The sequence below is a fragment of the Pantoea eucalypti genome (assembly GCF_009646115.1).
Classification (GTDB): domain Bacteria; phylum Pseudomonadota; class Gammaproteobacteria; order Enterobacterales; family Enterobacteriaceae; genus Pantoea; species Pantoea eucalypti.
In genome coordinates this window covers 2600337-2612648 of record NZ_CP045720.1, presented here as the reverse complement: position 1 = coordinate 2612648, position 12312 = coordinate 2600337, and the positions used below count along the sequence as shown (strand labels likewise).

The 12312-nt window shown below is 56.6% G+C and carries 9 protein-coding genes; 8 read left to right on the top strand and 1 reads right to left on the bottom strand.

Annotated elements, in window-relative coordinates:
* Positions 1-13 precede the first annotated feature (13 nt).
* From flgE to flgL, 8 genes are all read left to right on the top strand, one after another.
* The gene (gene flgE, locus EE896_RS12185) at positions 14-1270 is read left to right on the top strand and encodes a flagellar hook protein FlgE (protein WP_003849884.1); all 1257 of its coding nucleotides are present in this window, start codon (positions 14-16) and stop codon (positions 1268-1270) included.
* Between the two features lie 20 nt (positions 1271-1290).
* Positions 1291-2046, top strand: a complete 756-nt coding sequence (locus tag EE896_RS12180) for a flagellar basal body rod protein FlgF (protein ID WP_008925926.1) — start codon at positions 1291-1293, stop codon at positions 2044-2046.
* A gap of 17 nt (positions 2047-2063) precedes the next feature.
* Positions 2064-2846: a flagellar basal-body rod protein FlgG gene (gene flgG / locus EE896_RS12175; RefSeq protein WP_003849881.1), complete on the top strand. Its 783-nt coding sequence runs from the start codon at positions 2064-2066 to the stop codon at positions 2844-2846.
* A 60-nt stretch (positions 2847-2906) separates the two neighbouring features.
* Positions 2907-3617 (top strand): flagellar basal body L-ring protein FlgH, encoded by a 711-nt coding sequence (locus tag EE896_RS12170; protein ID WP_008925927.1) that lies wholly within the window; start codon positions 2907-2909, stop codon positions 3615-3617.
* Positions 3618-3626: 9 nt separating this feature from the next.
* A complete protein-coding gene (locus tag EE896_RS12165) occupies positions 3627-4736 on the top strand; it encodes a flagellar basal body P-ring protein FlgI (protein ID WP_003849879.1) in 1110 nt (369 codons plus the stop codon).
* Entirely contained in the window at positions 4736-5698 is a 963-nt protein-coding gene (gene flgJ / locus EE896_RS12160) for a flagellar assembly peptidoglycan hydrolase FlgJ (protein ID WP_003849878.1), read from the top strand. Before EE896_RS12165 ends, flgJ begins: the two co-directional genes overlap by 1 nt.
* 123 nt (positions 5699-5821) lie before the next feature.
* Positions 5822-7471 (top strand): flagellar hook-associated protein FlgK, encoded by a 1650-nt coding sequence (gene flgK, locus EE896_RS12155; RefSeq protein WP_078804276.1) that lies wholly within the window; start codon positions 5822-5824, stop codon positions 7469-7471.
* Between the two features lie 14 nt (positions 7472-7485).
* Positions 7486-8451 (top strand): flagellar hook-associated protein FlgL, encoded by a 966-nt coding sequence (gene flgL, locus EE896_RS12150; RefSeq protein WP_078804277.1) that lies wholly within the window; start codon positions 7486-7488, stop codon positions 8449-8451.
* A gap of 391 nt (positions 8452-8842) precedes the next feature.
* Here flgL and rne read toward each other — a convergent pair whose 3' ends face one another.
* Positions 8843-12295 (bottom strand): ribonuclease E, encoded by a 3453-nt coding sequence (gene rne, locus EE896_RS12145; protein ID WP_140915875.1) that lies wholly within the window; start codon positions 12293-12295, stop codon positions 8843-8845.
* Between the last annotated feature and the right edge of the window lie 17 nt (positions 12296-12312).

Below are 12312 nucleotides of genomic sequence, written 5' to 3'. Positions count from 1 at the left end.
AGGAAACAAACACATGTCATTTTCCCAAGCGGTCAGCGGCCTTGGTGCTGCTTCAAGTAACCTTGATGTCATCGGTAACAACATTGCTAACTCCGCCACTGCGGGCTTTAAATCGAGCACCATCGCGTTTGCCGATATGTTTGCCGGTTCTAACGTCGGCCTCGGCACCAAAGTCGCTGCGGTAATCCAGAACTTTAACGATGGCGCGACCACCACCACCAGCCGTGGCCTGGACGTTGCGCTGAGCGGTAACGGTTTCTTCCGTATGACCGACAGCAGCGGCGGCGTCTTCTATTCACGCAATGGCCAGTTAACGCTGGATGCCAACCGTAACCTGGTCAACACCCAGGGTCTGAACGTGACCGGCTATCCGGCCAGCGGTTCACCGGCTACCATCCAGGCAGGTGCTAACCCGGTTGCACTGCGTATTCCTACTGAGCAGATGCCCGCCCGTGCGACTACCACTGCCGGTCTGGTTGCCAACCTGAACTCAACGGATACCACGCCATCCGTGCCTACCTTCTCGACGGCGAACGCGGACAGCTACAACAAGAAAACCACGGCCACCGTGTTTGACTCGCAGGGTAATGACCACGCGCTCGACATGTATTTCGCGAAAGACACCGCCAGCAACAGCTGGACCGTGCGCACCATTGATGCCAATACCGGCCTTTCAGCGGGCGATTTCAGAATGGCGTTTGACACCAGCGGTAAGCTGACCAGCGTCTCTAAACTGAATGCAAACGGTACGGTAGCGAGCACCACCACCGATGGCACTGTTGGCCTGACGCTTAACGTGGGCGGTGCCAATGGCGCGGTCGCCAATCAGCCCATCACTATGAGCATGCTGGGCAGCCTGCAGCAGAACACCGGCGCCACCAACTTTGGCAGCCCGACCCAGGATGGTTATGCCCCTGGCGATCTGACCAGCTACGCGATCAATAATGACGGCACCATCACTGGCAGCTACTCAAACCAGAAAACCCAGCTGCTGGGTCAGATCGTCCTGTCAAGCTTCTCGAACCCGGAAGGTCTGCAGTCGAAAGGCGATAACGTCTGGCAGGCGTCAAGCGCATCCGGTCAGGCAGCCATTGGTCTGGCTAACACCGGCACCTTTGGTTCACTGACCGCCGGCGCACTGGAATCTTCCAACGTCGACATGAGTAAAGAGCTGGTGAACATGATCGTGGCGCAGCGTAACTATCAGGCGAATGCGCAGACCATCAAAACTCAGGACCAGATTCTCAACACGCTGGTTAACTTACGTTAATTCGCTAACAGGATTGCCATATGGATCACGCGATATATACCGCGATGGGCGCGGCCAGCCAGACGCTGGATCAGCAGGCGGTGACCGCCAGCAACCTCGCCAACGCCTCTACACCGGGTTTTCGTGCGCAGCTGAATGCGCTGCGCGCAGTACCGGTGAGTGGCTGGTCGCTGCCGACCCGCACGCTGGTCGCCGCCTCTACACCCGGCGCCGACATGAGTCAGGGCGCGATGGATTACACTGAGCGTCCGCTCGATGTGGCGGTGCAGCAGGATGGCTGGCTGGCGGTACGCACCGCTGACGGCAGCGAAGCCTACACGCGTAACGGCAATATGCAAATCAGTCCGACCGGTACGCTGACGGTTCAGGGCAATCCTGTGATGGGCGATGGCGGTCCGATTGTGATCCCGCAGGGTACGGAAATCACCATTGCTGCTGACGGTTCGATCACCGGGCTGAATGCCGGTGATTCCCCGAACGCCACGGTCCAGCTGGGCAAGCTGAAGCTGGTCAGGGCAACCGGGCAGGAGCTGCAGCGCAGTGATGACGGCATGTTCCGTCCTACTGCGTCGACGCAGGCGACCCGCGGAGCCGCGTTACAGGCGGATCCCACCATGCAGGTTATGCCTGGCGTACTGGAAGGCAGCAACGTCAAACCGGTAGAAACCATGGTCGATATGATCGCCAACGCCCGACGTTTTGAGATGCAGATGAAAGTCATCACCAACGTCGACGAAAATGAACAAAAAGCCAACCAGCTCCTGAGCATGGGCTGAGGCACGAGGATAACAACATGATTCGTTCTTTATGGATCGCTAAGACCGGTCTTGATGCGCAGCAGATGAACATGGACGTCATTGCCAACAACCTGGCAAACGTCAGCACCAACGGCTTTAAGCGTTCACGTGCCGTGTTCGAAGACCTGATGTACCAGACCATGCGCCAGCCGGGCACCCAGTCATCAGAACAGACGACGCTGCCATCGGGTTTGCAGATTGGTACCGGTGTCCGTCCGGTGACGACGGAGCGTCTGCATACTCAGGGCAACCTGTCGCAGACCAGCAACTCGAAAGATATCGCCATTAATGGCCAGGGTTATTTCCAGATTCAGATGCCGGATGGCACCTCGGCTTATACCCGTGACGGCGCGTTTCAGGTTGATCAGAACGGCCAGCTGGTGACCAACTCCGGCTTCCCGGTGCAGCCAGGCATTACCATTCCCGCTAACGCCACCAGCATTACGGTGTCGCGTGACGGTGTGGTCAGCGTGACGCAGCAGGGCCAGGCTCAGGCCGCGCAGGTCGGTCAGTTAACCCTGAGCACCTTTATGAATGATGCTGGTCTCGATAGCGTGGGTGAAAACCTCTACAAAGAAACACAGGCATCGGGCGCACCGACAGACAGCACCCCAGGCCAGAACGGCGCGGGTCTGCTCTATCAGGGCTACACCGAAACCTCAAACGTTAACGTAGCGGAAGAGCTGGTCACCATGATCCAGACGCAGCGTGCCTACGAAATCAACAGCAAGGCGATCAGCACTTCCGATCAGATGCTGGCGAAATTAACGCAGCTTTAATCCCGAACAGGGCCAGCCCGTGCTGGCCTGAATGACAGACATTAATAAGGTCGTGACACCGTGGCGAAGCAACAGATTCTCAAGCCTGGACATTGGTTAGTCGCCTCGTTGCTGCTAACTCTTAACGGATGTGCTCTGGTCCCGCGTACCCCGCTGGTCGAAGGTGCAACCACAGCGCAACCCATGCCGTCCGCGCCACCGGTGGTCAACGGCTCCATATTCCAGGGCGTCGCGCCGCTTAACTACGGCTATCAGCCGCTGTTTGAAGATCGTCGTCCGCGCAACATCGGCGATACCCTGACCATTACGCTGCAGGAAAACGTCAGCGCCAGCAAAAGCTCCTCGGCCAGTGCCAGCCGCGATGGCAGCAACAGCCTGGGTATAACCGGGGTGCCGACTGGTCTGGCCGGTCTGGTCGGTGCAGGTGGCGAAAAAGCCAATCTCAGCGCCGAAGGCAAAAACGATTTCGCAGGTAAAGGCGGCGCATCTGCCAATAACACCTTTACCGGCACCATTACCGTCACCGTGGATCAGGTGTTGTCAAACGGCAACCTGCACGTGGTGGGCGAAAAACAGATCGCCATTAATCAGGGCACGGAGTTCATTCGCTTCTCGGGCGTGGTCAATCCACGCACCATCAGCGCCAGTAACGCCGTGTTATCTACCGCTGTCGCCGATGCACGTATTGAGTACGTCGGAAATGGTTATATCAATGAGGCGCAGACCATGGGCTGGTTCCAGCGTTTCTTCCTGAACATCTCGCCGATGTAAGAGGTTTCAATGAAAAAGTTAACGCTGTTACGCGCCGGGCTGGCGCTGCTGCTGGGCGTCAGCCTGCTGGCCAAAGCCGATTTGATTCGTGATTTAACCACGGTACAGGGCGTGCGTGACAACCAGCTGCTGGGCTACGGCCTGGTGGTGGGTCTGGATGGCACGGGTGACCAGACCACCCAGACGCCATTTACTACGCAGACAGTGAGCAACATGCTGTCACAGCTGGGTATTACCGTGCCTGCCGGCACCAACATGCAGCTGAAAAACGTGGCGGCCGTCATGGTCACCGCCAAACTGCCTTCGTTTGCCCGTCAGGGACAGACGCTGGATGTGGTGGTCTCCTCGCTGGGTAACGCCAAAAGCCTGCGTGGTGGCACGCTGTTAATGACGCCGATGAAAGGGGTTGATAACCAGGTTTACGCGCTGGCGCAGGGTAATATTCTGGTCGGCGGTGCCGGTGCATCAGCAGGCGGCAGCAGTGTTCAGGTTAACCAGCTGAACGGTGGACGTATCACCGGCGGGGCAACCGTAGAGCGTGAACTGCAGAGCAACTTTGGTACGCAGAACACCATCAACCTGCAGCTTAACAGCGAAGATTTCTCAATGGCACAGCGTATTGCTGATGCAATCAACGCCCGTGGCGGTTACGGCGCGGCACAGCCGCTGGATGCCCGTACTGTGCAGATCCGCGTGTCACCTAATAATGGTGCGCAGGTGCGCCTGCTGGCTGAGATCCAGAACATTAATGTGTCGATTCCGGTAGAAGATGCCAAAGTGATCATCAACTCCCGTACCGGCTCAGTCGTTATGAACCGTGAAGTGACGCTGAATCAGTGTGCGGTAGCCCAGGGCAACCTGTCGGTGACGGTTAACCAGCAACAGAACGTGAGTCAGCCTGATACACCGTTGGCCGGTGGTCAGACGGTCGCGACGACGCAGACGCAGATCGATCTGCGCCAGACCGGCGGTGCGCTGCAACGTGTTAACGCCAGCGCCAACCTGAATAACGTGGTGCGTGCACTGAATGCGCTGGGTGCGTCACCAATCGAACTGATGTCGATTCTGCAGTCGATGCAGAGTGCCGGCTGTCTGCGTGCCAAACTGGAAATTATCTGATGGCTGACATGCAATCTCTGACAAGTTCGGCTTTTGACAGCCGCTCCCTGAATGAACTGAAACGCCAGGCCAGCAACGATCCGAAAGCACATGCGTTGCAGGTCGCGCGTCAGGTCGAAGGGATGTTTGTACAAATGATGCTGAAGAGTATGCGCGAGGCGTTGCCGCAGGACGGGATTATGGGCAACGAACAGACCAAACTTTTCACCTCAATGTATGATCAGCAGATTGCACAGGAGATGGGTAAGCGCGGCCTTGGCCTGGCGGAAACCATCGTCAAACAGATGCAGCCTGCCACCGCGCCGGATGAAAAAGCCGGTACGGTGCCGATGAAGCTGGATAACAGCTTTATTCTCAGCACCAGCGGGGCAAAACCCATGGCCGCGGAGCAGCTGGAGCAGATTGTGCGTAAGGCGATGCCGCGTCTGCCGCCGGTTGCGTCACCCACAGGCCTGCCCAGCGACAGCCGCGAGTTCATCGCTCAGCTGACGCAACCGGCGCAGGCTGCCAGTCAGCAGAGTGGCATTCCGCATCACCTGATTCTGGCGCAGGCTGCGCTGGAGTCGGGCTGGGGCCAGCGTCAGATCCTGACCCGCGACGGCAAACCGAGCTACAACGTGTTCGGGATTAAAGCCAGCGGCGACTGGAAAGGTGACACCACCGATATCATGACTACCGAATATGAGCAGGGTGAAGCGAAGAAAGTCCGTGCCAGCTTCCGTGTTTATAACTCCTACTTCGAGGCGCTGACAGACTACGTCAAACTTCTCACCAAAAACCCACGCTATGCGGCGGTGACCAATGCCACATCTGCAGAGCAGGGCGCGCAGGCATTACAGGCGGCAGGATATGCCACCGATCCGAAATATGCGCAAAAGCTGGTGGGAATGATTCAGCAATTCAAAAGTATGGGCGACAAAGTCGTCAAAGCGTACAGCCAGGATATGGGTGACCTGTTCTGATCATTGCGCCTCAAGTTTCACTTAAGCAAGCCGATAACATCCCTATAGCCAGATGCGTTTTCGCCTGCTGGCGCCCACTTTGATGTCTGCCAGCCCGGTTAACGGGGAACGTAAGGAACCGAGATGTCCAGCATAATTAACTCCGCGATGAGCGGACTGAGTGCCGCGCAGGCCGCTCTGAGCACCACCAGTAACAATATTTCCAATTACACCGTAGCTGGCTATTCACGTCAGACCACGGTCCTGGCGCAGGCAAACAGTACCCTGCAGGGCAACAGCTATTATGGTAACGGCGTGAATATCACCGGTGTACAACGTGAATATGATGCATTTATTGCCACGCAGTTACGCGGTTCCAGCGCGAACTACAGCGCGGTAAGCACCCAGCACAGCCAGATTTCAAACATTGACGATCTGCTGTCGACTTCGACGACCAGCCTGTCAACCTCGCTGCAGGGCTTCTTTACTAACCTGCAGAACGTGGTCAGCAATGCCAACGATCCGTCAGCACGTCAGTCAATGCTCAGCAATGCACAGGGTCTGGTCAGCCAGTTCCAGACCTCGGCGCAATACCTGAACAATATGCAGAACAGCGTCAATGCAGACGTCGGTTCCAGCATCAAGCAGGTCAACACCATTACCAGCCAGATCGCCGATCTGAACAAGCAGATTGGCAAACTGAGTACCGCTAACGGTGCCGCTCCTAACGATCTGCTTGATAAGCGTGATCAGCTGGTGAATACCCTGAATAACGTAGTTGGCGTCACAGTGTCGCAGCAGGATGGCGGCTACACGGTCTCCATGGCGAATGGCCTGACGCTGGTAAACGGCGACAAATCTCACGATCTGGTGGCGATGCCTTCCAGCAGCGATCCGACACGCACTACTATCGGCTATGTCGATAAACAGGCGGGCAACGTCGAGATTCCGGAAAAGCTGATCACCACCGGCTCGCTGGGCGGTCTGCTGGCATTCCGTAGTCAGGATTTGGATCTGGCGCAGAACCAGCTGGGTCAGTTAGCAGCTGCGTTTACGACCAGCTTTAACGATGTTCACAAGCAGGGCTTCGACAGTAACGGCGATCAGGGCGTTGATTTCTTTAATATCGGCAGCCCGCTGGTGGTAAGCAACAGTAAAAACAGCACCGCCGCCTCCGTTACCGCTGAGTGGACCGATACCAGCGCGCTGAAAGCGACCAACTATAACGTCAGCTTTGACGGTACTAACTGGAGCGCCACCCGTGCCTCTGACAGCACCGCTGTGACCATTGCACAGGTTAAAGACGCCAGCGGCAACACCACGCTGAGCTTTGATGGTTTGAAGCTGACCGTTCCCGGCACGCCTGCACCGGCTGCTAAAGACAGTTTTCTGGTGAAGCCGGTCCAGAACGTGATCAACGACATGTCCGTCGCGATCACCAATGAATCTGAGGTCGCTGCTGCCGGTGCCGTTGGCGGTGAGAGTGATAACCGCAATGCGCAAAAACTGCTGAGTCTGCAGGATGCGAAGCTGGTCGGTGGCAACGCCACGCTGTCGCAGGCTTACGCGGCTATCGTCAGTAGCGTGGGTAACAAAACCAGTTCACTGCAGACCACCAGCGATACACAGAAAAGCGTGGTCAGTCAGCTGACCCAACGTCAGCAATCGGTCTCAGGCGTAAACCTTGATGAGGAGTACGCCAACCTGACTAAATATCAGCAATATTACATGGCTAATGCGCAGGTGCTGCAGACCGCCAGCACCGTGTTTAATGCATTGATCAATATTCGCTAAGGGCAGGAGATAACATGCGAATCAGTACAAATATGATTTTTGAGCAGCAGGTGCGTGGCATCACTGACTCACAGGCCTCCTGGCTGAAATCAGGCGAGGAGCTCTCCAGCGGCCGCCGTGTGAATAATCCTTCGGACGATCCCATTGCGGCGTCACGTGCTGTGGTGTTGTCACAAACCCAGCAGCAGGGCAAGCAATATGCGCTGGCGCGCACCTTTGCCGATCAGGGCCTGTCTCTGGAAGAGAATACGCTGAAAGGTGTCACCGATGGGATCATTGCGGCGCAGGGGCTGATCGTTAACGGTTCAACCGGTACCCTGAGCGACAGTGACCGCGGATCGATTGCCACTCAGCTGGAGGGCATTCGCGCTCAGTTACTGAACCAGGCAAACAGCCAGGATGCCAATGGCCGCTATATTTTTGCCGGTTATAAAACCGACAGCGCGCCGTTTGTTGACACGGCAGGCACCGGCGTCAGCTACACAGGCGGTACCGAGGCAATCACCCAGAAGGTCGACACCAGCCGAACCATGACCGTAGGGCATACCGGTGACAGTATCTTTATGTCGATTTCCGGTAACGCTAAAAAAGAGCCGGATGGCAGCGCCAGCGAAACCAATGTGTTTACGATGCTGGACAGTGCCATTGCTGCATTGAAAGTGCCGCAGGATGATGCAGACGCTGCAACCAAACAGACCTTCCAGGATGCGATGGATAAAACCAACCGTGGCCTGGGTAACTCGCTGAATAATGTTTTAACGGTACGTTCTGAGATTGGTACTCAGCTTTCAGAGCTCGATACACTGAATGCACAGGGCGATGACCGCAGTGTGATCTATAACTCGCAGATGAGTGACCTGGTTAACGTAGATTTAACCGAGGCGGCGTCCAGCTATACCATGAAGCAGACAGCCCTTCAGGCGTCGTACAAGACCTTTACTGATATGTCCAAGATGTCACTGTTCCAGATGAATTCGTAGTCTGACCTGAAATTTTAGGCGTACTTTAACCGGATGCGCTTACTTTTCCCCACTCTCCCGTTAAAGGAGGGTGGGATTTTTTTTGCCTGCGATTCGGTTGATGGCGGGCGGGAACATTAGCTTTTAAACCAGGTTCTGTGACAGCGGAAAATAATTCGCATGGTTATCCTGCTTTCACGTATTCACCGCACGGACTCCGGAATCACCCACCACAGCCCAATAGCCCAACAGCCCAACAGCCTACCTGCCGAAATGCCGGAGTAAACCTTCGTTGTTGCCTGAAGAGACCCCTGCAGAGACTGTTTATCCGTAATCCGGCTGGCGGGCAGAATTGCAGCCATAAAAAAACCCCGGCTTTAAGGCCGGGGTTCGGTTCACAACAGCTTATGCGTTACGGCTTGGTTGCCGGTGCAGTGGCCTGATGGGTGGCGCTATGCGCTCCTGCAGAACCGCGACCGTCGAACTCATACGGTGCACGCACCCAATCACTGTGCGGAGCCGGTTCTGACTGCCAGACTGGCGCAGGCGCTTTGGTCATTGGCGCAGAAGCAAAATGCTTCCAGCGTGTACCGTCGTTCGGTACAGCTGCAGCTGCTGGCACAGATGCGTCGGCAGGCAATGACACTGCAGGTTCGGTCGCCTTCACAGGTTCCGCTGGCGCGATATCACGTGCAGCAACCGGAGCATGAGGTTCACGAACCGGTGCTGTTTCAGCCTCTGCTGCGACTGGCGCATTCAGCACTTCTTCAACCTCGGCTGCGATCTCTTCACTGACATCAGTGGCTGACTGCTCAGTAACGTCCGCAGGCTGTTCAACCTCTGATGATTGTGCAACCTCTGCAGGCTGTACCGTCTCAACAGCAGGTGTCATAACCGGCGCTTCAGTGACGGGTTCAGCAGGCACGGCTTCAGCCGCGACAGCGTCTGCTTTCACTTCATCGGCAGCTGGAACCACAGAAGGCTGTTCGTCAACCGGGGCGTCAATAGCACGGGTATCATCAGTGTTGACGACCGGCACTGGCGTTTCTGCCTGCGGCTCAGCATGCTGCACTGGCGCGTCCTGCACACCCGATTCCACAGCGGCAGCCACGGGCAGGGCATGGGTAGCCACTGCTGTTTCTTCCGCGCTGTACGCGGGTGTCTGGTGTGTCACATTCTGCACCTGCTCTTCGCTGGCCTGGCTCACCGGATAGCGAATCCAGACTTTACCAGAGGCCATCTCGGGAGACGCTGCTGCTGCGGCCAGAGGCATGGCTGACTGCGTCGGGTAACGCTCATCACGGTAACGACGACGACGCTGTCCGCTCACACGCAGATGGCGTGGCGAACGACGTGAGCGACGTGGCATATTGGCGTTATCACGGTTGTCGCTGTCATCCTGTTCGTCACTCTGCTGGGCCTGGAACTCAGGCTGCGGCTGTGCAACTTCAGCTGGCTGAGGCTGACGCACTTCGGCAGGCTGGACAAAGTCGCTGGCTTCGGCTGGCATAGGTTGACGATTATCATCAACACGCACCTTCTGGTTCAGCTGACGCGGCTTACGACGCGGCATAACCTGTACGCGCTCATCATCCTGCACCTCGGTCGCGTCCGGGGCTTCTGCGACCACTGCTGGCTGCTCAGCTACTTTGGCGGCTTCTTCACCGGCGCGTTTCTCTTCCTGACGACGACGCTGACGTTCAGCGCGCTGTTCACGGCGCTGTTGCTGCTGCTCATCACGCTGCTGGCGCGCTTCTTCGCTCAATGCCGGACGCTCTTCGCGTACTTCACCTGACTGAGACTCACGCTTGTTGCGGCGGTTGTTATTATTGCCCTCGCGCGGCTCACGATTTTCACGTGGCTCGCGGCTTTCGCGCGGTTCACGGCTCTCACGCGGTTCACGACTTTCGCGAGGCTCACGGCCCTCACGCGACTGTGCGTTATCCCCGTTACGCGGCGTACGCTCACGACGATTGTTATTGCGACGGTTGTTATTGTTGCTGCGTCGTTCGCCACGACCGTTGTTGTTTTCCTGCTCACCTTCAGGCGCTTTTTGCGGTTCAGCAACCTCAGCGGTCACAGGTTTAGCAGCAGGGGCTTCCTCGCTGGCAAACATTTTTTTCAGGCCGCCAAGCAGACGCCCGAAGAAACCGGTGCTGGCCGTCGCAGGTGCAGCCACCGCAGGTTTAGCTTTTGCCGCTGGCTGAGCTTCAGCACGCTGCGCTTCCGGCTCAACTTCTACCGGAGCCGGCGGTGCATCAGGCATCACAAACGCGGCCAGAGCAGGCTGCTCAGGACGACGACGCTCTGCATGCTCTTCTTCCGACGGCATCGCCATTTCGGCTTCGTGCAGCTTCGGCAGATGATAGCTCAGGGTCTGGGTCTCTTCGCCTTTACGTACGCGCAGCACGGAGTAGTGCGGGGTCTGCATCTTGTCATCAGGAACGATGATTGCCCGCACGCCGCCCTGGCGTTTTTCAATCGCGTTGACCGCTTCACGTTTTTCGTTCAGCAGGTAGGAGGCAACCTGAACCGGAACAATAGCGTGAACTTCTTTGGTGTTGTCTTTCAGTGCTTCTTCTTCAATCAGACGCAGAATCGACAAAGCAAGTGACTCGTTATCACGGATGGTGCCGGTGCCGCTACAGCGTGGGCAAACGTGATGACTGGATTCACCTAATGATGGGCTCAGGCGCTGACGGGACATCTCCAGCAGGCCGAAACGCGAAATGTGGCTGATCTGAATACGGGCGCGGTCCTGACGAACAGCTTCGCGAAGACGGTTTTCAACTGCGCGCTGATGGCGTACCGGCGTCATATCGATATAGTCGATAACGATCAGGCCGCCCAGGTCACGCAGGCGCAGCTGACGGGCGATCTCGTCAGCGGCTTCAAGGTTAGTGTTGAACGCCGTCTCTTCGATGTCACCGCCGCGCGTTGCGCGTGCTGAGTTGATATCGATCGCGGTCAGCGCTTCAGTGCTGTCGATGACAATCGAGCCACCGGAAGGCAGGCGGACTTCACGCTGGAAAGCGGATTCGATTTGCGACTCAATCTGATAATGGCTGAACAGCGGGATTTCACCGGTGTAGAGCTTAATTTTGCTGCTGAAGTCCGGACGGCCCAGCGCAGCAATATGCTGACGTGCCAGTTCCAGAACTTTAGGATTATCGATAAGGATTTCACCGATGTCCTGACGCAGATAGTCGCGGAAAGCGCGGACAATCACGTTACTCTCCTGATGGATCAGGAACGGAGCAGGACGGTTTTCAGCGGCTTTCTTGATCGCTTCCCAATGCTTAAGACGGAAGCTTAAATCCCACTGCAGCGATTCGGCCGATTTGCCGACGCCGGCGGTGCGGACAATCAGTCCCATGCCTTCCGGCAGGTCAAGCGCCGACAGCGCTTCTTTTAATTCGGTACGGTCGTCACCTTCGATGCGGCGAGAGATACCGCCTGCACGTGGGTTATTCGGCATCAGGACCAGGTAGCTGCCCGCCAGAGAGATAAAGGTGGTCAGCGCAGCGCCTTTGTTGCCGCGTTCTTCTTTATCAATCTGAACAATAACTTCCTGCCCTTCACGCAGTACGTCTTTAATATTCGGACGACCATGCGCGTTATAGCTGGAGGGGAAGTATTCGCGGGAGATTTCTTTTAACGGGAGGAAACCGTGACGCTCTGCGCCGTAATCGACAAACGCAGCTTCAAGGCTGGGTTCAATGCGCGTGATTTTACCTTTGTAGATGTTGGCTTTTTTCTGTTCGTGTCCAGGACTTTCAATATCCAGATCGTACAGACGCTGACCGTCAACCAGGGCAACGCGCAACTCCTCCTGCTGAGTTGCGTTTATTAACATTCTTTTCATCGTGACTTACTCGTTAT